This window comes from Pseudomonas sp. DWRC2-2, assembly GCF_049897885.1.
GTDB lineage: Bacteria > Pseudomonadota > Gammaproteobacteria > Pseudomonadales > Pseudomonadaceae > Aquipseudomonas > Aquipseudomonas azotoformans_A.
The window spans coordinates 672,316-692,597 of record NZ_JAFCXD010000003.1 but is presented as its reverse complement, the minus strand read 5'-3'; the positions used below and the strand labels follow the sequence as shown (position 1 = coordinate 692,597).

Sequence of the window (20,282 nt, the reverse complement as noted above, 5' to 3'; positions counted from 1 at the left end):
CTCGATACTGTTTTTATATACAGTATCGAGGCGCGAGGGTTCTGACCAGTGCCGTTTGGCGGTCAGGCAAGCCTCAGTGCTTCTGCGTCACTTGCCCCAGGTCATCACCGGAGGTAGTGCGCATGTCGTTGTGGCGCAGGTCCTTCACATCGCTGGCCTTCACCGGCGCGCCCTGATTGCCCCAGCTGCCACGGATGAAACTGACCACATCCGCCACTTCCTGGTCCGACAACCGCCAGGCGAACGCCGGCATGGTGAAGGTCGACGGTGCCGTGTGGGTCGCCGGCAAGGTGCCGCCGTTCAACACGATGTTGATCAACGACGTGGCATCCGCCGTCTGCAACACCGGGTTGCCCGCCAGCGCCGGGAACACCCGCGTGTATCCATGGCCATCGGTACGGTGGCAGGCCGCGCAGTTGTCGATATACACCGAGGCGCCGCGCTGGCTGTCATCGCCTTTCCACAATGCCTCGGCCACTTGCTTGTCGTACTGGTGCGGCTGATCCTTGGGATCCACCGCCGGCAGGCTCTTGAGGTAACGGGCGATAGCGGTCAGGTCATTTTCCGACATGTACTGCATGCTGTGGACGACAACGTCGCTCATGCCACCAAATACCGCGCTGCGGTCACTGCGGCCGGTCTTGAGGAACTGCACCAGTTGCTCCTCGCTCCAGCTGCCGAGGCCATCCTTGTGGTCACCGCGCAGGCTCTTGGCGATCCAACCTTCCAGCGGCGCGCTGCCGGACAGGAAGGCGTTGCCGTCAGTGGCACTCAGGGCTTTTTCCTGCATGGTCAACGCCCGTGGCGTGTGGCACGCACCGCAATGGCCAAGGCCTTCCACCAGGTAGGCGCCCCGGCTGATCACCGGGTCGGCCGCGGCTTGGGCCTGATGCTCCTCGACTGAAGGCGCAAACATCCAGCGCCATGCCGCCAACGGCCAGCGCATGCTCAGGGGCCACGGAATGTCGCTGGCCTTGTTCTCCTGGGCGACGGGCTCGACACCTTTCATGAAGTACGCATACAACGCCTGCATGTCGCTGTCGCTGACGCGTGCGTAAGACGGGTAGGGCATCGCCGGGTAAAGCGTACTACCGCTCTTGGCGATGCCATGGCGCACAGCCTTGTCGAAGTCCTCGAAGCTGTAGTCGCCCAGGCCGGTCTTGTCCGGGGTGATGTTGGTGGAATAGATTACGCCAATCGGGGTTTCCATTGGCAGGCCGCCAGCAAAGGGTTTACCACCTTTGGCAGTGTGGCAAGCCACGCAGTCACCCGCGCGGGCCAGGTATTCACCTTGCTTGATCAAGTCCGTTTCAGCGGCGCTGACAGAGCAGCTGCTGAAAAGCGCGAAGGTCGCGATAACAAGTGCTTTCATGGTCATCGCTCCTTATGCCTGAACCAGCGGGCCGGGGTTTTTCAGGTACTGCTCGCGGATGGCCCGCGCCGACCAATAGGTCAACGCCGCCACCAGCCCTGTAGGGTTGTAGCCCAAGCCTTGTGGGAAAGCGGATGCGCCTGGGACAAACACGTTGTGCACATCCCAGCATTGCAGGTAGCGGTTCAACGCACTGGTTTTAGGATCGGTGCCCATAATCGCGCCACCGTTCAAATGGGTGGTCTGGTACGACGCCGTGTTGAAGTGCTCGCCGACTTTTTTGCCGAGCACGGCAATGGCCTTGGGGTTCATCGCCTCAGCGACCTTGCCCATTTTCTCGACCATGAAACGGTTCATCTTGATGTCGTTTTCCTGCCAGTCGAATGTCATCCGCAGCAACGGCTGGCCGTAGGCATCACGGTACACCGGGTCCAGATCCAGGTAGTTACCCCGGTAGGATTGATGGGCACCGTGAGCATCCATCGACACTTGGTGGGTGTAGTAATCGGCGGTGGCACGCTTCCAGGCACTGCCCCAGGCTGGGGTGCCCGGCGGGTTGGACGTACCGGCAATCGGCCGGCTACCGGCCTGGTTGACCCACATCGGCGAACCGCCCACAAAGCCATGGGGCCCGTGGTCAAAGTTGTCGGCGTTGAAGTCATCGATGGCCACGCCATTGCCGCCCGCGCCGATGAAGTTGTTGGTGTGGGTGTCCTTGTCAAAGAACGCCTTGATGGTCGCCATGTTCTGGTAGGCGAAGTTCCTGCCCACCACGCCCTCGTTGGTGATCGGGTCGTAGGGCTTGCCGATACCGGAGAGCAGCATCAAGCGCACGTTATGGAATTGGAACGCGCCGAGGATCACCAGATCCGCCGGTTGCTCGCACTCCCGGCCCTGGGCGTCGATGTACGTCACACCCGTGGCCTTGCTCTTGGTGCTGTCGAGATTGACCTTGAGCACGTGGGAATTGGGCCGCAGTTCAAAGTTCGGCACCTGGCGCAGCGCTGGCAGGATGTTCACGTTCGGCGAGGCTTTGGAATACATGTAGCAGACGTAGCCGCTGCAAAAACCGCAGAAGTTGCACGGGCCCATCTGGGCGCCATAGGGGTTGGTGTAAGGCCCCGAGGTATTGGCTGATGGCAGGTTGTAGGGTTTGTAACCCACTTCGCTAGCCGCTTTCTGAAACAGTTGCGCGGAGACGGTGTTTTTTTGCGACTCCAATGGGAATGGGTTGGAGCGGTCCGGCGCATAGGGGTTACCGCCTCGGCCTTCGCCAACCAATTGGCCTTTCACGGTCCAGGCTTGGCCGGAGGTGCCGAAGACTTTTTCTGCGTAGTCGAAGAACGGCTCCAGCTCTTCGTAGCTCACGCCAAAGTCCTGGATGGTCATGTCCTTGGGAATGAAGTGCTTGCCGTAGCGTTCCTCGTAGTGGCTGCGCATGCGCAACTCGATCGGGTCGACACGAAAATGCACGCCCGACCAATGCAGACCCGCGCCGCCTACACCATTGCCCGGCAGGAACGCACCCAACTGACGGTTGGGCAGGGCGACGTCATTCACGCTATGGCGAATGGTCACCGTCTCTTTAGAAATGTCCTGGAAGAGTTTTTTACGCACGCTGTAGGTCAATTCGTCGATGACCTGGGGATAGTTGCCGTCCGGGTAAGTGTCCTGCATCGGGCCGCGCTCCAGCGCTACCACGTTCAGGCCGGCTTCCGTCAGCTCCTTGGCCATTATCGCGCCGGTCCAACCAAAACCTACGATCACTGCATCGACTTTCTTCATGATGGTCGCCACGTTTAAGCCCTCTCGCCGCGGATGGAAACTGCCGGGAAGGGGTATTGCTCGTTGCGTTCAACCCAGTCCATGAAGTCGGCGCGAGCGCCGGGGAAGCCGATCATGGTCCAGCCGACCATGCCTTTGTTGCCACCGTGGATCGGGTCGCAGAAGAAGCCTTCCTTGGTGTTTTGCAACAACAAGTTGAAGAACATCTTGGGCGGCACCGCCTCGAAATGCGCTGTTACCTCACCGCCGCCAGCCTCCAGACGGCGCAACATATCGTCTCGGGTAGCGCTGTCTTGCGCAGCAAAAACTTTGCCGTTGAAGGCTTTCGACCAAGCATCCGTCGCGGCAATGCCCAAACGATAGATCTCCTTGGGCACCAATTTGCTCTGCCAGCCCATCTCCGGCGGCGCATCCGCGTTGAACGGACCTTGCATGAACCACAGGGCACCGCTGGCGTATGGCGTGTTCATCTGGCGGTCAATGTATTCCGGCGCACCCGCTTCCAGGGCACCTGGGCCTTGGGCATCGGCGGGAATCAGCTGCGCGACAGCGGCGTTGATAAACGCCCATTCCTCGGCGGTGAAATACGTGGGCTCGTAGGCCTTTTCGCTGGCTTTAGGCTTGGCCGGCGCGGCCTGGGCCGGCTCAGGCGTGGCCATCAGCATCGAGCCGCCAAGGCCGGTGCTGGCAACCGTGACCACCGGGATCAAGGTCAAGGATTTGCGCAGAAAGTCACGCCGGGGGTTGTCTTGATCTTGATCAGACATGGTGGCACCTCATCATGTGGTCACGGGTTTATCAGCCGGCTTCTGGTGAGCGGCTTGGCTTTTTTCGGCAATCAATGGTTACAAATGATAGCAGGCTATGCATCGAGAGAAGCGCTTCAGCGACTAAAGACTGAGGATTCACGGTTCTTTGACGGCGTCCTCACACATCGTTGACCCCCCTTGGACCAACCTGAGTGGCATTCAGCTATCTCCTGCTCGGTCATGTCACCCATGCTCAAGAATCAATGGCTGCCGGCCTTCGGCCTCGTGTTCATCGCGCTGTTTTCCAGTGCCTTCGCTCAAGCCGACGAGCCGATTTCCATCCGTTCCCCCGAGTGGGCACAACCGGTGGGTAATCAATACAACCTTCACCAGATGACACCCATGCTTTATCGCAGCGCGCTACCGGACAGTAACGCAGCGCCCCTGCTGGAAAAGCTCAAGATCGGCACCGTGATCAATTTCCTGCCGGAATCCGATGCCGACTGGCTCAAATCCCCCGATATCCGCCAGGTACAGCTGACTTATCGCACCAACCATGTGGATGATTCCGACGTGCTGGCGGCGCTGAGAGCCATCCAGGAAGCCGAAACCAACGGCCCGGTGCTGATGCATTGCAAGCACGGCTCTGACCGTACCGGCCTGATGGCGGCAATGTATCGGGTGGTGATTCAGGGGTGGAGCAAGGAGGAAGCGTTGAACGAGATGACCTTGGGCGGCTTCGGCACCAGCAATGGCTTCAAAGACGGTGTTCGCTACATGATGAGGGCCGATGTCGCCAAGTTACGCCATGCGTTACTCAATGGAGAATGCAGCACCAGTGCCTTCGCCCTGTGTTCGATGAAGAGTTGGATGAACACTGCCAACACTGGCTCCTGAATTCAAACTGCGTTGCCGGGTGTTACGTCTAAAAATAACCGAACCGATTCAACCAACGATCGAGAGTGACCGGGAGCAAGCACGAGCTCGCGAAACGCACGACCCGTCTGCGGGTTGAACACACCCTCTTGCTCAAACCTTTTGAAGGCTGCACGTGCCAGCACTTCAGACCATTGGTAGGCATAAAATCCGCTTTCATATCCCGACACGATGTGGCTGAAGCCATTGGCGTAACGCACAGCGTCCAGCGCCGGAAGGTGCCCGACTTCACGGTTGGCACTCGCGAATACCTGCTCAATACTACGGCCATCGCCTTGGGTGCGGTGCACTTCGATATCAAACAACGCCATGGTCAATGACTCTGCACGCTCCCAAGAGGTCTGGGTGTTGGCATACGCCACTTGCTGCCGGGCTGACGTCTCAGGCAAATTCCCGCTCGTTTCGTGATGACTGGAAAGCCAGACTAGGCATTCGGGTGAATCACACCAGCGTTCAAAGAATTGACCGCAAAATTCCGCACTGTCCATGCCCACATCATCGACGCCCATTTTGGTGCGATAGCCTAAGCCCATCATCATGTGCTGGAAGCAGTGACCGAACTCATGAAAAAGGATCTTGAGTTGCCGATGTCCGAGCAAACACGGTTCATCGGGGGTACCTTCAAACTGAGTGAACAGCACCGCCATCGTTTGCACCCTGCGACTCTCAGCCGTTGTCCAGCGGTTTTTTAACGATATTGCGTAGGGATAATCCCCGTCTTTTTGCCTGAACGGCACAAAAAAGATCTGCCCCAGCACTTCACCATGCTCTGAAACCTGAAAGAGCCGGACCCCGGAAGCCCAAGCGTCGAAGCCATAAAGCTCGCTGATTTCGATACCAAACAGTTGCTTCACAAGCGCAAATAGCTGAGACAAGGTGTTCTCAAGAGGAAAATATACGCGCAGATCATCTTCGCAAACCCCGCTGGTTCTTTGCCGGATGATTTGCGCCAGGAAAGCGAAATCCCAGGGCTGCAAGCTTGCTAATCCAAGCTCATGCCCCAACGCCTCAAGCACTTGTTTGTCATTTGCAAAGTCTGTGCGTGATGCCGAAACTTGGTCACGAATAAAATCCAGGACTTGATCAGCAGTCTCCAACATTTGGAGTTCAAGCGCCAATTGAACAAAATTGGCGTAACCCAATAGCGTGGCTTTCTGATGACGGCTGACCCTCAGCATTTGCAAAAAGGGCCCATTGTCGAACTGCCCAGCGTGCGGGCCCAGATCAGAAGCACGCGTGTTGTAGGCGACGAAAATCTCCTCTCGCAATGCTCGATCCTGTGCGTAAGCCATGCATTCCCGGTAAATCTCTTCATTCAGGGTAATCAGCCAACCCTGCAAGTTAGCCGCTCTCGCCTTCTGCGCCATCCGTGCTTTGAGGGTCGGGGTGAGTCCCTGCAATCGCGATTCATCGGTGACGTGTTTGCGCCACGCATTGTTAGCCTGTTCCAGTCGGGCCAGGAACAATTGTTGGAGACCGGCAATTTTATGGTCGAGCGTCACCAGTGTTTTCTGCACAGCCGGTTCCAGCTCGATTCCGGCCAGCCGAAATTTTTGCAGCGTGCGCTTCAGCAAGCTCTGGCGGGACGCGTCAAACAGCGCCGCAGGTGAACTCGCGGCCAATGCTTTGTAGCAGTCGTACAGCCTTTGATTACTCGTCAGCTCTTGAGTGAACGCTGAGGCGCGAAACGTGGCCTGCGCACTGGCCTCCAACCACTTTGGGTCGGTATTGGCAATGTCGAGGATGTAAATCACCGTTAGCACCTCGTCAATGCGGGAGGTAACGGCTTCCATCGCCAACATCAAATCATCCCAGTTTGGGTGGTGTCGCTGGCTGGCAATGATGCGGGCTACCTCGTCGCGACTGTGCAGCACGATCGCGTCAATGGCAGGCACAAGGTGTTCGGCACGAATAGCCGAGAAAGGCGGCAGGTGATAATCCTGCAACAAGGGATTGGGGTCGGGCATGGTGCTTCCTTGAAGACAACAACAGGGAGTTGTCATCCTGGAACACGCCACAGCAGAGAAGGGTGTAAATGCTTAACGCTCTTCGCCCTGAAATTTTTGTTTCAGGGCGAAGACATCAACATTGTCAGTCTTTTTTCAGCTTCGGATTAGGAAAGAACTGCACCGCCTGCACCTTGGGGTCCGCTGGGGCTTTCAACGCAGACGTATTCACCCGCGTGCCCAATTCCTTGGGCACCGACAGCCCCTGGTCGTTCAGCGTGTCGGTATAGCCGCAAGCCACGCACTCGCGATGGGGCACGTTGTCTTCGGTCCACATCTTCAACTTGTCCGGCTCGCTGCACGCTGGGCAGACCGCCCCGGCGATAAATTGCTTTTTGGTAATCACAGGCCCTTCACTCATGCTGCCGCGTCCTCACTCAGGCCGCTGTGGCGCAAGAGTGCGTCAATCGACGGCGCACGTCCGCGGAAGTCGACGAACAGCACCATCGGTTCCTGAGAACCGCCACGCGCCAGGATCGCTTCGCGGAAGGCGCGGCCGGTTTCGGCATTGAGCACGCCCTCTTCTTCAAACTTGGAGAAGGCATCCGCCGACAACACTTCAGCCCACTTGTAGCTGTAGTAACCCGCCGCGTAACCGCCTGCGAAGATGTGCGCAAAACTGTTGGGGAAGCGGTTGTAGGCCGGCGGACGCATCACCGACACCTCATCGCGTACGCCTTCGAGCACCTGGGCCACGCTGCGGCCATCACCGTGGGTGGCATGCAGTTCGAAGTCGAACAGCGAGAACTCCAGCTGACGCACCATCATCAAGCCGGATTGGAAGTTCTTGGCCGCGAGCATTTTTTCCAGCAGGTCCTGTGGCAGTGGTTCGCCGCTCTCGTAGTGACCAGAAATCAACGCCAGGCCTTCCGGCTCCCAGCACCAGTTCTCCATGAACTGGCTCGGCAACTCCACCGCATCCCAGGCCACGCCATTGATGCCGGACACGCCTGCATGTTCAACGCGGGTCAGCAGGTGATGCAGGCCGTGGCCAAATTCGTGGAACAGCGTGGTGACTTCATCGTGAGTCAGCAGGGCAGGCTTGCCGCTGTCGGCAGGGGTGAAGTTGCACACCAGGTTGGCCACCGGGCTTTGCAGTACGCCGTCGATTTTGCGGCGACGGTCGCGCGCGCCGTCCATCCAGGCGCCGCCACGCTTGTTGGCGCGGGCGTACAAGTCGAAGAAGAAGCGGCCGACGTGCTGGCCGTTTTCCTTGATTTCAAACAGGCGGACATCCGGGTGCCAGGTGTCGAAGCCTTTTTGCTCGGCGATCTCGATGCCATACAGGCGTTGCACGATGGCAAACAGGCCGCTCAACACTTTGTCGATCGGGAAGTAGGCGCGCAGGGCCTCCTGGGACACGCTGTAGCGCTGCTCGCGAAGTTTTTCGCCGTAGAAACCGCTGTCCCAGCTTTGCAGATCGGCGCAGCCTTGTTCGGCGGCGTAGGCCTTGAGCTGTTGCAGGTCCTGGGCGGCAAACGGTTTGCTGCGCTTGGCCAGGTCGCGCAGGAAGCTTAACACCTGGTCGCTGGACTCGGCCATTTTGGTGGCCAGGCTCAGTTCGGAGAAGGAGGCGTAGCCCAACAGCTTGGCCAGCTCCTGACGCAGGTCGAGGATCTGTTCCATCACCGGGCCGTTATCGTTCTGACCGGCATTCGGGCCTTGGTCCGACGCACGGGTGCAGTAGGCCGCGTAGACTTCTTCACGCAGGGCGCGGTCCTGAGCGTAGGTCATCACCGCGTAGTAGCTTGGGAATTCCAGGGTGATCAACCAGCCGTCGAGGCTTTTGGCCTGGGCGGCGGCGGCCATTTGCGCCTTGGCCGAATCGGTCAGGCCGGCGAGGGTGGCTTCGTCGGTGACGTGTTTGGTCCAGGCCTGGGTGGCATCCAGCAATTGGTTGGAAAATTTGCTGCCCAGCTCGGATAGCTTGCTCTGCACTTCGGCGTAGCGTTTTTGCTGCTCCGGCGGCAGATCGATACCCGACAGACGGAAGTCACGCAGGGAGTGTTCCAGGATGGTTTTTTGCGCCACGTCGAAACCGGCGGCTTCCGGGCTGTTGGCCAGGGCTTCGAAGGCCTGGAACAGTGCACGGTTCTGGCCCATCTCGGTGGAGTAGGCGCTCAACGCCGGCAGGCAGCCTTCGTAGGCTTCGCGCAGTTCGGCGCTGTTGCACACGGCGTTGAGGTGGCTGACCGGGCTCCAGGCGGCGCCCAGGCGGTCATTCAGTTCGTCCATGGCCAGGACCAGACCGGCCCACGTCGGATTTTCCCCCTGACTTTGCAGGATGCCTTCGATGGCGACACGGTTGTCGGCGAGGATCTGTTCGATGGCCGGCTGGACGTGCTCGGCACGGATCGCCCAGAACGGCGGCAGGTCGTAGGACTGCAGAAGCGGGTTGTTCGCGCTCACGGTTGGCACCTTGGCTGAAGAAACATGTAAGAACAAAGATGGGGCCATCTTAATTACAATCAACGCCCACCGCAGCTATCAGCAGAAGAGAGAGAGGCTATCGTGACCCTTCGCACCTATCAGAACCACACGCCGGCCCTGGGCGCCGGGGCTTTTGTCGATATTTCGGCGGTGGTGATCGGCGATGTCGAAATCGGCGCCGACAGCTCGGTCTGGCCGCTGACCGTGATCCGCGGCGACATGCACCGCATCCGCATCGGTGCGCGCACCAGCGTGCAGGATGGCTGCGTGCTGCACATCACCCACGCAGGGCCCTTCAATCCGGAGGGCTTCCCGTTGCTGATCGGCGACGACGTGACCATCGCCCACAAAGTCATGCTGCATGGCTGCACCGTGGGCAGCCGCATCCTGATCGGCATGGGCAGCATCGTCATGGACGGCGCGGTGGTGGAAGACGACGTGATCATCGGCGCCGGCAGCCTGGTGCCGCCCGGCAAGAAACTCGAAAGCGGGTTCCTGTACGTGGGCAGCCCGGTTAAACAAGTCCGCCCGCTGACTGACAAGGAGCGCGCCTTTTTCACCTACAGCGCCGCGAACTACGTGAAGCTCAAAGACCTGCACCTGGCTGAAGGATTCGACCGATGACCCTGCATTATCAAACCGTGCTGTTCGACCTGGACGGCACCCTCACTGACCCGCGCGAAGGCATTACCCGCTCGATCCAGTATGCCCTCGGCAAACTGGGCATCGACGAGCCGGACCTGACCAAGCTGGAGCACTTCATCGGCCCGCCGTTGCTGCAAGCGTTCATGCAGTTCTACGGTTTTGACGAAGCCAAGGCCTGGGAGGCGGTGAATTTCTACCGCGAGCGCTTCAAGGTGACCGGCTTGTATGAGAACCGCGTGTTCGACGGCGTGATGCCGTTGCTGGAGGACTTGAGCGGCCAGGGGCGTCAGCTCTACGTCGCCACCTCCAAGCCTTGGGTATTCGCCCGCGAGATCGCGCGGCACTTCGATTTCGCCAAGCACTTCAAGGTGATCTACGGCAGCGAACTGGACGGTACGCGCACCAACAAGGTCGAACTGATCGCCCACTTGATGAGCGAGGAAGGCCTGGACCCGGCCACCACCCTGATGATTGGTGACCGCAAGCATGACCTGATCGGCGCGCGCAGCAACGGGTTGGATTCGGCAGCGGTGGGGTATGGGTTTGGCAGTTTCGAAGAGCTGCATGCCGAGGCGCCGACTTGGCATTTTGAAACATTGGGTGAGATGCATCAGGCGTTCCTACAGCGGCCTTGAGACCGCCTTCGCGAGCAAGCCCGCTCCCACATCGACCGCATTTATTCGGTAGCGGGCTTGCTCGCGAAGAGGCCCTAAAGGCCATCATCTTGCAACTGCCTCAACGCTGCTTTGCGCTGGTCAATCGGCATCCCACCAATCTTCTCCACCGCCTTATAAAACCTCACCCAATCCCCACCTTCCCGCGCAAACAACGCCGCAAACGCCGGCACCCACTGGTCATACAGCCCGAACGGCAACAACCGCGCGTTGTTCATCGGCTGGTTGATCCACGCGTCATAACGTTTATCCCCGCCCCATTGGCTGTCGCGCAGTTGCCGGTACTCGCTGCGCAAACGCTCGAACTCAGCCGCCTTGGCCTGGCGCATCGCATCAGCCGCCAACGGTTGGGCATAGAGTTTTTCCAAGCGTTGCCGGGTGTCGAGGACCAGTTGGATAAACTGGTCACGCTGCTTCGACGTCGACAGGTTCTGCGGCGGCAACCCCCGCGCAGCACGCCATTGCCGCGTGCCTTCTTGCTCGACGAAATTGGCAAACGACTCGTTGAACTCAGTGTCGTCCTTCACATAGAAACGTTGGTGCGCCAGCTCATGGAAAATCAACGTGGCCAGACGCTCATCGCCCCAGTTCATCATCGAATTCATGATCGGGTCATTGAACCAACCCAAGGTGGAATAGGCCTCGACGCCACCGATCGTCACATCCATGCCGCGCTGCTTCAACAACGCCGCCTCACCGCGCGCCGCGCCTTGGTTGTAGTAGCCGCGATAGGCCACACAACCGGCAATGGGGAAGCAATGGGTTTCGGGGGACAGGGAAAATTCCTGCGTGGCAAAGACATTCCAGACCACATAGGGCCGACCGATATCGGCATACAACCTGTAGCTCTGGTTGTCTGGCAGGTGCAAACGCTCACTGGCGAACGTGCGTGCTTTTTGTGATTGCGCCAGGTGTTCGCGCAACAGCGGTGGGCGGGACGGGTCGGCCAAGACCTGCTCCACCGACTCTCGGGCCCGCAGCAATTGCCATTGGCCGCTGGCCAACTGGCTGTAATAACTCACGCTGGAGCAGCCGCTGAGCAGCAAGACCATCACCCCTGGAAGAAAACGCCTGACCATGCCCCGACCGCTCCTGGGTAATTTGCTCGCCAGACTATCGTGCCTGTGCGGAATTTTTCCATGGCATGACGTGTTTATACTCACAGGGAGTCTGCTGCCATCGGCGCCAGGCTCACCACTTCCTTCCCATTGAGTGCCTGCCATGCGCCAGCTCTTGCTTCCCGTTGCCGCCCTGTTCCTCGGTGCCTGCACCACCACGCCCGTGCCACCGGCGGATCCGCAACAAGCCTGGGTCGACTTCACCACGCCGACACCGGGTTCCAAGCTGGTGATGGCGCAGCGCCTGGATGGCAAGAACCTGGAGGATGGGCGTTACTTCCAATTCCCGCCCGGCCATCACGAACTGATGGTGCGCTTCGACTTTGAAGTCCCGGCCGGCGGCGGTTTGGGTGGGCTCAGCCAGATGATGTATCGCACCTGCTTCATGACCCTGGAATATGACCACTTCCAGGCCGGCCAGCGTTATGTGCTGGAAGGGCGCTCGTTGGCCTTCACGCCGAATATCCGGCTGTATGACTCGGCGCGTCAGTTGCTCGCGGAGGAACGCAGCGTCAACTGCATCTGATCAGTCGTTGTTTTTCTGGTAGATGATGCGCTTGGTGCCGTTTTCGCACGAACCGACAATCATCGCACTGTCGTGATTCTTGGCTTCTTCGGCGGTGATAATTTCCAGGGTGTACGAAGGAATCGCCTTGGCCTGGATCTTCACTTCAATCTCTTTCCTGAGCTCTTCACAATCTTTTGGCGCGGCCACGGCCGAAGTGGCCAATACACCGCAGATGATTGCCAAGGCAAAACGTTTCATGTGTGAAGCTCCCTGAATGCACTGCGCACGGATGTGCGCTTAGGCTGCAGGCTATTCGATCATATTTGAGGCTTCAGGAGCGAGCCTGCTCGCTCCTGAAGTAGAAGGCTTAGCCGACCAGCGTGGCATCCAGGCTGATTTTCGCATTCAGCACCTTGGACACCGGGCACCCTTCCTTGGCTTTTTTGCTCAATTCATCGAACTGCGCCTGGCTTGCGCCGGGAATCTTGGCCTTGAGGATCAAGTGCACGGCGGTGATCGCAAAACCACCGTCGACCTGGTCCAGGGTCACTTCGGCCTGGGTGTCGATGCTGTCGGCCTTGAGCCCGGCATCGCCGAGAATCATGGAAAAGGCCATGGAGAAACAGCCGGCGTGGGCCGCTCCGATCAGTTCTTCGGGGTTGGTGCCCTTGCCACCCTCGAAACGCGCCTTGAAGCCGTAGGGCGCTTCACGTAGCACGCCGGTTTCCGTGGAAATGGACCCCAGGCCTGTCTTCAGGTCACCTTCCCAATGCGCGGATGCTTTTTTCACGATACTCATAGCGGTCTCCTCGAACGGTGGTTTTGCGTCAGTAAGGGTTCTGAGGATAGTCGGACTGGCAAAGTTCATCTTGTGAGAGAAACCTAGCAATCAAGTAGGAAATTTCCTGAGTCGCTATTGAATCTCGGGTATATGCCCTCATTGCATAGACATGCACATGAAGCGGCAGGTTTTAGTTCGCCTAAAAAGCCTGCGGCCCCCTTGGAGAAGCAGGCTTATGAAATCGCTGTCCGACGTAAAGTTCTCGACCCTCGACTTGGTGCCCGTTCGCGCCAATGGCAGCATCGCGCAGTCGCTGCGCAATTCGCTGGACCTGGCCCAGCACGTGGAAAAGTTTGGCTACAACCGTTTCTGGGTGGCCGAGCACCACAATATGGACGGTATCGCCAGTTCGGCCACTTCGGTGCTGCTGGGCTACCTGGCCGGTGGTACCTCGACCATTCGCGTCGGTTCCGGCGGTGTAATGCTGCCCAACCACGCGCCGCTGGTGATCGCCGAACAGTTCGGCACCCTGGAAAGCCTCTACCCCGGCCGTATCGACCTGGGCCTGGGCCGCGCACCCGGCTCCGACCAGATGACCGCCCGCGCCCTGCGCCGTGAACGCTCCGGCAGCGCGGATGAGTTCCCGGAAGACGTGGCTGAGCTGATGGCCTACCTGGGCCCACGCACTCCCGACCAACGAATCATCGCCGTGCCGGGTACTGGTACCAACGTACCGGTGTGGCTGCTCGGCTCCAGCTTGTTCAGTGCACAGCTGGCAGGCGAACGCGGTTTGCCCTACGCCTTCGCCTCGCATTTCGCACCCCGCCTGATGCATGAGGCGATTCGCGTGTACCGCAATCACTTCAAACCGTCAGCCGTGCTGGATAAACCCTACGTGATGCTCGGCATTCCCCTGGTCGCGGCAGATACCGACGAGCAAGCGGACTACCTGGCTACCTCCGTCTACCAACGCATCCTTGCGCTGATGCGGGGGCAAAGCCTGGTGCAGCGCCCACCCGTAAAAACCATGGACGGCCTGTGGTTGCCCCATGAAAAAGACGCGGTCGGCAGCTTCCTGGGCCTGGCAATGGTCGGCGGCCCGGCGAAGATCCGCGCCAAGCTGGAGGTATTGATCGAGCAGACCGGTGCCGATGAGCTGATTTTCACCAGCGACCTGTACGAACATGCCGACCGGATTCATTCCTACGAACTGCTGGCGCAGGTGATGAAGGGCTAAAACCTTCAGACGAAAAAAACCGACGCAGCGCGTCGGTTTTTTATGTCTGCAACACGGGATTAACCGCGCTTGTAGGCAATTTCCTTGGTGCCACCCTCGCAGGTGCCGACCACTGTGTGATCGCTCGGCGCAGCGCCTTTATCCACCACTTCCAGCGAATAACCCGAAGCGCCCTTGGCGTCGATTTTCGCTGCAATTTCGCTTTTGAGCTCTTCACAAGGCTTGCCCGCCGCCAGGGCCGTGCCTGCAATGCTCAACAAACCTACCGCTAACAGGAACTTCTTCATCCGTTACTTTCCTTGCGCTGATCGAAAAGAGCGTGCCGACGCTTGTGGCATCGGCACCCATTGGTTGTAGCGCAGGTTATGGCAATCGGCCAGTCAGCAAGTTCAACCGACGCGATCAACTACTGGCAATTCGGAACCCCACCTTGAGGGTGACCTGGAAGTGCGCGGCCTTGCCGTCCTTGATGTGACCACGGGTTTCAGTCACCTCGAACCATTCCAGATGCTTGATGCTCTTGTTGGCCTCGGCCAGCGCATTGTTGATGGCGTCTTCGATGCTGGAGGTGGACGAGCCCACCAGTTCGACTTTCTTGTAAGTGTGATGATCACTCATGGCAGTTCTCCTAAGGGTCGTTAAGCAAGCGTAGCAGTCAATGTTCGTACTGCTTCTGGCGACTGTTCGTACCCGAAAGTTCAGATTTACTGCACTTTCTGAAACGGCCGCAGTCGGTATCTACACACGCCACTCAATCACTTCAGGAGAGTCCACATGGCCAACACTTCTTTACGCAAAGCGTCGCTGGAAAGCATGGAAGCCGAGATTTCGAGCCTGCTCAAGTCTTTGGAAAGCCTCAAGGACGATGCATCCGACGAGTCGCGCAAAACCTTGAAGGCCCTGAAAAGCAATGCCGAGAATGCCCTCAAGCACTCCCGCCACCTGATCAGCGATGCCTACGAAGAAAGCAAAGTCAAAATCCGCGAAACCGGTGTTGCGACCCGGGACTACGCACAAGAGCACCCATGGACCACAGCCGGCGTCGCCGTCGGTGCACTGGGCCTGCTCGCTGCTTATCTGCTGTGCAAACGCGGCGACTAAACCGGTTCGCGCCGTAGCTCAGCCTTGAGCCACTGCGCCAGTTGCCCGGCGCGCCCATCGGCGGCGCGCTTGGGCAGCCACAGCGCCAGGTGCGCCGGGGTTTCACTGAAACCCCACGGCGCCACCAGGCGACCCGCACGCAAGTCCTCGGCCACCAGCGGCTGCGGGGCGATGGCTACACCCAATCCTGCCACTGCCGCCTCCAGTAAATAATACAAATGCTCAAACCCCTGGCCGTGTTTCAACGCGCCGGGCTCAATGCCGTGCTGCGCAGCCCAACTGGGCCAGGCTTGCGGGCGTGACGTGGTGTGCAACAGCTTTTCACCACATAAGGCCTCGGCGGGTGCCTCGCGCAAACGTTCATAGCCGGCAAAGCGCGGGCTCATCACCGGGCCGATGCGTTCACTGGCCAGCTCATACACCTGCATATCCGCCGGCCATGGCGGCTCAGCGAACACCAACAGTGCGTCCAAGCCTGGGCGGCGCGGGTCCAGATCCCCATCACCCGCCGACAGGTGCAGGCGCAGGTCCGGCAAGTCGGCGTTCAAGCGGCCCAGGCGCGGGATCAACCAGCGCGCCAGCAGGCTGCCCGAACAGCCGAGCACGAAAGGCGCGTCGGCACTGGCCTGGGTCAGCTCGGCACACACATCCCTCAATCGCTCGAAGGCCTCGGCGCTGGCATCCCGCAGCCGAACGCCCGCATCTGTGAGTTTAAGGCCGCGACCTTCCTTGACGAACAGGCTGATCCCCAAATGCTCCTCCAGCACCTTCAACTGGCGGCTGACAGCACCGTGGGTCACATGCAATTGCTCGGCGGCCTGACTGACGCTGTTCAAGCGCGCAGTCGCTTCAAAGGCACGCAAGGCGTTGAGGGGCGGAAGGTCTCGGCTCATCTGTGAGTTTTCCTGATAGGTTGCGGCGATCTTATCGGTTTTCAGCGTAGAACGTCAGGGGTAGAGTGGCCCTCATTGCTTCCCACCCCCCTTTTTCCTGGAGCGTCCCATGACTCAGTCCCAGACCGATCTACGCAACGGCCCAGACGCCAACGGCCTGTTCGGCGCGTTCGGCGGCCGCTACGTCGCTGAAACCCTGATGCCGTTGATCCTCGACCTGGCCCGCGAATACGAAGCGGCCAAGGAAGATCCGGCATTCAAAGAGGAATTGGCCTACTTCCAGCGTGACTACGTCGGTCGTCCAAGCCCGCTGTACTTCGCCGAACGCCTGACCGAATTCTGCGGCGGCGCCAAGATCTACCTCAAGCGCGAAGAGCTGAACCACACCGGCGCGCACAAGATCAACAACTGCATCGGCCAGATCCTGCTGGCACGGCGCATGGGTAAAAAACGCATCATCGCCGAGACCGGCGCCGGCATGCACGGCGTGGCCACTGCCACCGTGGCCGCACGCTTCGGCCTGCAATGCGTGATCTACATGGGCACCACTGACATCGAGCGCCAGCAAGCCAACGTGTTCCGCATGAAGCTGCTGGGCGCCGAAGTGATCCCAGTGGTGGCCGGCACCGGCACCCTGAAAGACGCGATGAACGAAGCCCTGCGTGACTGGGTGACCAACGTCGACAGCACCTTCTACCTGATCGGCACCGTGGCCGGCCCGCACCCTTACCCTGCAATGGTGCGCGACTTCCAGGCCGTGATCGGCAAGGAAACCCGCGACCAGTTGCAAGCCCAGGAAGGCCGCCTGCCGGACAGCCTGGTGGCGTGCATCGGCGGCGGTTCCAATGCCATGGGCCTGTTCCACCCGTTCCTGGACGACACCAGCGTCGAGATCATCGGCGTTGAAGCGGCCGGCCACGGCATCGAAACCGGCAAACACGCCGCCAGCCTCAACGGTGGCGTACCGGGCGTGCTGCACGGCAACCGCACCTTCCTGTTGCAGGACGACGACGGCCAGATCATCGACGCCCACTCGATCTCCGCAGGGCTGGATTACCCCGGCATCGGCCCGGAACACGCGTGGTTGCACGACATCGGTCGCGTCCAGTACACCTCGGTGACCGACGATGAAGCCCTCGACGCCTTCCACAAATGCTGCCGCCTGGAAGGGATCATTCCTGCCCTGGAAAGCGCCCACGCCCTGGCCGAAGTGTTCAAACGCGCGCCGACCCTGCCGAAGGATCACCTGATGGTGGTCAATCTGTCCGGCCGTGGCGACAAAGACATGCAGACCGTGATGCACCACATGGAAACTTCTCAGCAGGAGAAACACTGATGAGCCGCCTGCAAACCCGCTTCGCCCAGCTTAAAGAACAGAATCGCGCCGCCCTGGTGACCTTCGTTACCGCTGGCGACCCTGGCTACGACACCTCGCTGGCGATCCTCAAAGGCTTGCCAGCCGCCGGCGCCGACGTGATCGAGTTGGGCATGCCCTTCACCGACCCGATGGCCGACGGCCCGGCCATTCAACTGGCCAACATCCGTGCGTTGAACGCCAAGCAAAACCTGGTGAAAACCCTACAGATGGTCCGCGAGTTCCGCCAGGACAACAACGACACGCCGCTGGTGTTGATGGGCTACTTCAACCCGATCCACAAATACGGCGTGCCGCAGTTCATCGCCGACGCCAAGGAAGCCGGCGTGGACGGCTTGATCGTGGTCGACATGCCACCTGAACATAACGGCGAACTGTGCGACCCGGCCCAGGCCGCAGGCATCGACTTTATCCGCCTGACCACGCCAACCACCGATGATGTGCGCCTGCCGACGGTTCTGAATGGCAGCTCCGGCTTTGTGTACTACGTGTCGGTGGCCGGTGTGACCGGTGCTGGCGCCGCGACCCTGGAGCACGTCGAAGAAGCCGTGACCCGCCTGCGTCGCCATACCGACCTGCCGATCAGCATCGGTTTTGGTATCCGCACGCCGGAACAAGCGGCGGCCATCGCCCGCTTGGCTGATGGTGTGGTCGTAGGTTCGGCGCTGATCGACCACATCGCCAACGCCAAGAATGACCAGCAAGCCATCGACGGTGTGCTGAGCCTGTGTGCGGCATTGTCGGAAGGCGTGCGTAACGCTCGTAAGTAAGGGCCCCGTAAGCAGTAGGTAAAGTTCCTGATACAGAGGAATCAACCCGCCCGGGCATGGCCTAAACAGCAAGACCAAGGGATTTCGAACCTCGTTCGAAATCCCTTTTTTGTTTGCGTGCCCTGAGGAATACCCGATGAAAATGCCCAAAACCGTGATTGCCGGCCTTGCCGTGCTGGTGCTTGGCGCCAGCGCCCTGGTGCAGGCTGCGCCTTATGACCAGGGCGGCTCTGACCGTGGCGGCCCACAAGGCCAGCACGAACAACGCGGCGACGACCATCGCGGCCCGCAGGACAACCGTCGCGGCGGCCCGCCCCAGGACTTCGGCCCGGTCCGCCAGATCATCCACGACAACCACGGCCAGTTCGCGCGTGGCGCACCGCCACCGCCGAATGTACGCCTGGTGCGGGGCCAGCCGCTGCCGCGGGGCTATTACGGCGAACGTCTCGATAACCGGGCGCTGGCGCGCCTGCCAGTGTATCCCGGCTATGAATGGCGCCGTTCGGGGCCGGATGTGGTGTTGATCGCCGTGGGTACGGGCATCGTCTATGAGATTCTGGACGGTGTGCTCAACTAAGGCTTTCATCCAACTCGATGCGCTCGACCTTGCCCACCAACAATATGTAGGAGAGCGCCCCAAGCAACGCCAGCACCGCGATATAGGTAATCGCTGGCGCAAACGAATCGCCACTGGCCAGAAAGCCAATCACGATCGGCGTGGCAATCGCCGACAGGTTGCCGATGAAGTTGAACACCCCACCGGTCAGCCCCAACAGGCGGGCCGGTGCCAGGGTCGAGACCAGCGACCAGGTAATCGACGCCAACCCATTACCAAAGAACGCCACCGCCAGGAACGCAATCACCCAAGCCGTCGAGTCCACATAGTTGGCACCGATGATCGCCGTGGAGATCAGCAGCCCGCCGATGATCGGCAACTTGCGCGCGAACCCAACCGACGCGCCGCGACGAATCAGCCAGTCGGAAAAGATCCCCGAACACAGCACGCCGACAAACGCCGCCAGGAATGGCAATGACGCCAGCAGGCCGGACTTGATGAAGTCCATACCGCGATATTTCACCAGGTAGGTCGGGAACCACGTCAGGAAGAACCACAGCGTGGAGTTGAGGCAGAACTGTCCCAGGTAGATGCCCCACAGCTTGCGCTTGCTCAACACAATGCCCAGGTCGACCCAACTGAACGGCGCCTTGGCGGCTTTTTCCTGCATATCCACCAAGCCGCCGCCTTCACGGATCAGGTCGATTTCTGCGGCATTCGCGCTTTTGAAATCCTTCGGCTCGCGGTACACCGCGTACCAGATCACCGCCCATACAATGCCCACGCCACCGGTCGCGACAAACACCATGTGCCAGCCGAAGGCATGCTGCAGCCAGGCCAATACCGGCGTGAGGAATGCCAGCCCGACAAACTGCCCGGAGGTATAGACGCCAATTGCCGTGGCGCGCTCACGCTCGGGGAACCAGGTGGTGACCACGCGGCTGTTGATCGGATAGGCCGGCGCTTCCAACGCGCCCACCGCCATGCGCAACACGAACAGCGCGATAAAGCTGGCGGCGAAGCCGAGCATGACCGTGGCGATGGACCACAACAGCAGGGCCGCCGTGTAGAGGATGCGCGGCGGCACGCGGTCTACCAGCCAGCCACCGGGGATCTGCATGGCGGCGTAGGTCCAGCCGAACGCGGAGAAAATCAGCCCGACGTGCACCGGGTCGATCCCAAGTTCGCTGGTCAGGGCCGGAGCGGCGATGGACAGGTTACTGCGGTCGAGGTAGTTGATGACCACGGTGATAAACAGCAACACCATGATGAAGAAGCGCTTTCGGGTAGGCGTGACTAAAGAAGCCTGCCCTGTGAAGGATTCAGGGTGCATGGGGGGTTGCCTC

At 59.9% G+C, this 20,282-nt stretch carries 22 protein-coding genes; 9 read left to right on the top strand and 13 right to left on the bottom strand.

What is annotated here, in order from left to right:
- Positions 1-73: 73 nt before the first annotated feature.
- From ACP7EW_RS18510 to ACP7EW_RS18500, 3 genes are read right to left on the bottom strand one after another with little or no spacing between them, the layout of a single operon-like run.
- Positions 74-1,372 (bottom strand): c-type cytochrome, encoded by a 1,299-nt coding sequence (locus ACP7EW_RS18510; protein WP_426218778.1) that lies wholly within the window; start codon positions 1,370-1,372, stop codon positions 74-76.
- A gap of 12 nt (positions 1,373-1,384) precedes the next feature.
- Positions 1,385-3,169 (bottom strand): GMC family oxidoreductase, encoded by a 1,785-nt coding sequence (locus ACP7EW_RS18505; RefSeq protein ID WP_028618627.1) that lies wholly within the window; start codon positions 3,167-3,169, stop codon positions 1,385-1,387.
- A gap of 2 nt (positions 3,170-3,171) precedes the next feature.
- On the bottom strand, positions 3,172-3,924 hold the full coding sequence (locus tag ACP7EW_RS18500; protein ID WP_033900409.1) for a gluconate 2-dehydrogenase subunit 3 family protein: 753 nt from the start codon (positions 3,922-3,924) through the stop codon (positions 3,172-3,174).
- Positions 3,925-4,155: 231 nt separating this feature from the next.
- On the opposite strand from ACP7EW_RS18500, the gene ACP7EW_RS18495 reads away from it, so the two are divergent.
- Positions 4,156-4,803: a tyrosine-protein phosphatase gene (locus tag ACP7EW_RS18495; RefSeq protein WP_426218776.1), complete on the top strand. Its 648-nt coding sequence runs from the start codon at positions 4,156-4,158 to the stop codon at positions 4,801-4,803.
- Between the two features lie 2 nt (positions 4,804-4,805).
- Here the strand turns inward: ACP7EW_RS18495 and ACP7EW_RS18490 are convergent, their stop codons facing one another.
- The 3 genes from ACP7EW_RS18490 to prlC all read right to left on the bottom strand — a co-directional run bounded on the left by ACP7EW_RS18490 (position 4,806) and on the right by prlC (position 9,305).
- On the bottom strand, positions 4,806-6,809 hold the full coding sequence (locus tag ACP7EW_RS18490; RefSeq protein WP_426218774.1) for a M3 family metallopeptidase: 2,004 nt from the start codon (positions 6,807-6,809) through the stop codon (positions 4,806-4,808).
- A gap of 124 nt (positions 6,810-6,933) precedes the next feature.
- The gene (locus tag ACP7EW_RS18485; RefSeq protein ID WP_010207776.1) at positions 6,934-7,209 is read right to left on the bottom strand and encodes a YheV family putative zinc ribbon protein; all 276 of its coding nucleotides are present in this window, start codon (positions 7,207-7,209) and stop codon (positions 6,934-6,936) included.
- Positions 7,206-9,305, bottom strand: a complete 2,100-nt coding sequence (gene prlC / locus ACP7EW_RS18480; protein ID WP_426218772.1) for an oligopeptidase A — start codon at positions 9,303-9,305, stop codon at positions 7,206-7,208. Before prlC ends, ACP7EW_RS18485 begins: the two co-directional genes overlap by 4 nt.
- Before the next feature lie 54 nt (positions 9,306-9,359).
- Between prlC and ACP7EW_RS18475 the strand changes: the two genes are divergently transcribed.
- Both ACP7EW_RS18475 and ACP7EW_RS18470 read left to right on the top strand, forming a co-directional pair.
- A complete protein-coding gene (locus ACP7EW_RS18475; protein WP_033900414.1) occupies positions 9,360-9,902 on the top strand; it encodes a gamma carbonic anhydrase family protein in 543 nt (180 codons plus the stop codon).
- Entirely contained in the window at positions 9,899-10,558 is a 660-nt protein-coding gene (locus ACP7EW_RS18470) for an HAD family hydrolase (protein WP_426218769.1), read from the top strand. The genes ACP7EW_RS18475 and ACP7EW_RS18470 overlap by 4 nt, the downstream gene beginning before the upstream one ends.
- A 74-nt stretch (positions 10,559-10,632) precedes the next feature.
- Here the strand turns inward: ACP7EW_RS18470 and ACP7EW_RS18465 are convergent, their stop codons facing one another.
- A complete protein-coding gene (locus ACP7EW_RS18465; protein WP_426218767.1) occupies positions 10,633-11,676 on the bottom strand; it encodes an aminopeptidase in 1,044 nt (347 codons plus the stop codon).
- Positions 11,677-11,818: 142 nt separating this feature from the next.
- Here ACP7EW_RS18465 and ACP7EW_RS18460 point away from each other — a divergent pair, with 142 nt between their 5' ends.
- Positions 11,819-12,241, top strand: a complete 423-nt coding sequence (locus ACP7EW_RS18460; RefSeq protein WP_038851088.1) for a hypothetical protein — start codon at positions 11,819-11,821, stop codon at positions 12,239-12,241.
- On the opposite strand, the gene ACP7EW_RS18455 is transcribed toward ACP7EW_RS18460, so the two are convergent.
- Complete coding sequence (locus ACP7EW_RS18455; RefSeq protein WP_016969660.1) at positions 12,242-12,481, bottom strand: DUF1161 domain-containing protein; 240 nt, start codon at positions 12,479-12,481, stop codon at positions 12,242-12,244. It abuts the gene before it with no gap.
- A 109-nt stretch (positions 12,482-12,590) separates the two neighbouring features.
- Entirely contained in the window at positions 12,591-13,022 is a 432-nt protein-coding gene (locus ACP7EW_RS18450; RefSeq protein WP_038851085.1) for an OsmC family protein, read from the bottom strand.
- A 217-nt stretch (positions 13,023-13,239) separates the two neighbouring features.
- On the opposite strand from ACP7EW_RS18450, the gene ACP7EW_RS18445 reads away from it, so the two are divergent.
- On the top strand, positions 13,240-14,241 hold the full coding sequence (locus tag ACP7EW_RS18445; RefSeq protein WP_033900424.1) for an LLM class flavin-dependent oxidoreductase: 1,002 nt from the start codon (positions 13,240-13,242) through the stop codon (positions 14,239-14,241).
- A gap of 59 nt (positions 14,242-14,300) precedes the next feature.
- Here the strand turns inward: ACP7EW_RS18445 and ACP7EW_RS18440 are convergent, their stop codons facing one another.
- Together ACP7EW_RS18440 and ACP7EW_RS18435 are read right to left on the bottom strand one after the other, a co-directional pair.
- The gene (locus tag ACP7EW_RS18440; protein WP_028618619.1) at positions 14,301-14,528 is read right to left on the bottom strand and encodes a DUF1161 domain-containing protein; all 228 of its coding nucleotides are present in this window, start codon (positions 14,526-14,528) and stop codon (positions 14,301-14,303) included.
- 115 nt (positions 14,529-14,643) lie between these two features.
- Positions 14,644-14,859, bottom strand: a complete 216-nt coding sequence (locus ACP7EW_RS18435) for a dodecin (protein ID WP_007953919.1) — start codon at positions 14,857-14,859, stop codon at positions 14,644-14,646.
- 156 nt (positions 14,860-15,015) lie between these two features.
- Between ACP7EW_RS18435 and ACP7EW_RS18430 the strand changes: the two genes are divergently transcribed.
- On the top strand, positions 15,016-15,342 hold the full coding sequence (locus ACP7EW_RS18430; RefSeq protein WP_003170746.1) for a DUF883 family protein: 327 nt from the start codon (positions 15,016-15,018) through the stop codon (positions 15,340-15,342).
- Here ACP7EW_RS18430 and ACP7EW_RS18425 read toward each other — a convergent pair.
- Positions 15,339-16,235 (bottom strand): LysR family transcriptional regulator, encoded by an 897-nt coding sequence (locus ACP7EW_RS18425; protein ID WP_033900427.1) that lies wholly within the window; start codon positions 16,233-16,235, stop codon positions 15,339-15,341. The genes ACP7EW_RS18430 and ACP7EW_RS18425 overlap by 4 nt on opposite strands.
- 109 nt (positions 16,236-16,344) lie before the next feature.
- On the opposite strand from ACP7EW_RS18425, the gene trpB reads away from it, so the two are divergent.
- From trpB to ACP7EW_RS18410, 3 genes are all read left to right on the top strand, one after another.
- Positions 16,345-17,571, top strand: coding sequence for a tryptophan synthase subunit beta (gene trpB / locus ACP7EW_RS18420; RefSeq protein ID WP_016978751.1), 1,227 nt, complete (start codon positions 16,345-16,347; stop codon positions 17,569-17,571).
- On the top strand, positions 17,571-18,380 hold the full coding sequence (gene trpA, locus ACP7EW_RS18415; protein ID WP_016978750.1) for a tryptophan synthase subunit alpha: 810 nt from the start codon (positions 17,571-17,573) through the stop codon (positions 18,378-18,380). The genes trpB and trpA overlap by 1 nt, the downstream gene beginning before the upstream one ends.
- 136 nt (positions 18,381-18,516) lie before the next feature.
- Complete coding sequence (locus ACP7EW_RS18410) at positions 18,517-18,957, top strand: anti-virulence regulator CigR family protein (protein WP_426218764.1); 441 nt, start codon at positions 18,517-18,519, stop codon at positions 18,955-18,957.
- Here ACP7EW_RS18410 and ACP7EW_RS18405 read toward each other — a convergent pair.
- The gene (locus tag ACP7EW_RS18405; RefSeq protein ID WP_426218761.1) at positions 18,950-20,269 is read right to left on the bottom strand and encodes an MFS transporter; all 1,320 of its coding nucleotides are present in this window, start codon (positions 20,267-20,269) and stop codon (positions 18,950-18,952) included. The genes ACP7EW_RS18410 and ACP7EW_RS18405 overlap by 8 nt on opposite strands.
- Positions 20,270-20,282 lie beyond the last annotated feature (13 nt).

Excerpts from the sequence above, each read along its gene's own strand:
- ACP7EW_RS18410 (WP_426218764.1), top strand. The coding sequence starts at position 18,517 with ATGAAAATGCCCAAAACCGTGATTGCCGGCCTTGCCGTGCTGGTGCTT.
- ACP7EW_RS18435 (WP_007953919.1), bottom strand. The coding sequence starts at position 14,859 with ATGAGTGATCATCACACTTACAAGAAAGTCGAACTGGTGGGCTCGTCC.
- ACP7EW_RS18460 (WP_038851088.1), top strand. The coding sequence starts at position 11,819 with ATGCGCCAGCTCTTGCTTCCCGTTGCCGCCCTGTTCCTCGGTGCCTGC.
- ACP7EW_RS18500 (WP_033900409.1), bottom strand. The coding sequence starts at position 3,924 with ATGTCTGATCAAGATCAAGACAACCCCCGGCGTGACTTTCTGCGCAAA.
- ACP7EW_RS18440 (WP_028618619.1), bottom strand. The coding sequence starts at position 14,528 with ATGAAGAAGTTCCTGTTAGCGGTAGGTTTGTTGAGCATTGCAGGCACG.
- ACP7EW_RS18425 (WP_033900427.1), bottom strand. The coding sequence starts at position 16,235 with ATGAGCCGAGACCTTCCGCCCCTCAACGCCTTGCGTGCCTTTGAAGCG.
- ACP7EW_RS18485 (WP_010207776.1), bottom strand. The coding sequence starts at position 7,209 with ATGAGTGAAGGGCCTGTGATTACCAAAAAGCAATTTATCGCCGGGGCG.
- ACP7EW_RS18495 (WP_426218776.1), top strand. The coding sequence starts at position 4,156 with ATGCTCAAGAATCAATGGCTGCCGGCCTTCGGCCTCGTGTTCATCGCG.
- trpA (WP_016978750.1), top strand. The coding sequence starts at position 17,571 with ATGAGCCGCCTGCAAACCCGCTTCGCCCAGCTTAAAGAACAGAATCGC.
- prlC (WP_426218772.1), bottom strand. The coding sequence starts at position 9,305 with ATGGCCCCATCTTTGTTCTTACATGTTTCTTCAGCCAAGGTGCCAACC.
- ACP7EW_RS18465 (WP_426218767.1), bottom strand. The coding sequence starts at position 11,676 with ATGGTCAGGCGTTTTCTTCCAGGGGTGATGGTCTTGCTGCTCAGCGGC.
- ACP7EW_RS18510 (WP_426218778.1), bottom strand. The coding sequence starts at position 1,372 with ATGAAAGCACTTGTTATCGCGACCTTCGCGCTTTTCAGCAGCTGCTCT.
- ACP7EW_RS18470 (WP_426218769.1), top strand. The coding sequence starts at position 9,899 with ATGACCCTGCATTATCAAACCGTGCTGTTCGACCTGGACGGCACCCTC.
- ACP7EW_RS18455 (WP_016969660.1), bottom strand. The coding sequence starts at position 12,481 with ATGAAACGTTTTGCCTTGGCAATCATCTGCGGTGTATTGGCCACTTCG.
- ACP7EW_RS18490 (WP_426218774.1), bottom strand. The coding sequence starts at position 6,809 with ATGCCCGACCCCAATCCCTTGTTGCAGGATTATCACCTGCCGCCTTTC.
- trpB (WP_016978751.1), top strand. The coding sequence starts at position 16,345 with ATGACTCAGTCCCAGACCGATCTACGCAACGGCCCAGACGCCAACGGC.
- ACP7EW_RS18430 (WP_003170746.1), top strand. The coding sequence starts at position 15,016 with ATGGCCAACACTTCTTTACGCAAAGCGTCGCTGGAAAGCATGGAAGCC.
- ACP7EW_RS18450 (WP_038851085.1), bottom strand. The coding sequence starts at position 13,022 with ATGAGTATCGTGAAAAAAGCATCCGCGCATTGGGAAGGTGACCTGAAG.
- ACP7EW_RS18445 (WP_033900424.1), top strand. The coding sequence starts at position 13,240 with ATGAAATCGCTGTCCGACGTAAAGTTCTCGACCCTCGACTTGGTGCCC.
- ACP7EW_RS18405 (WP_426218761.1), bottom strand. The coding sequence starts at position 20,269 with ATGCACCCTGAATCCTTCACAGGGCAGGCTTCTTTAGTCACGCCTACC.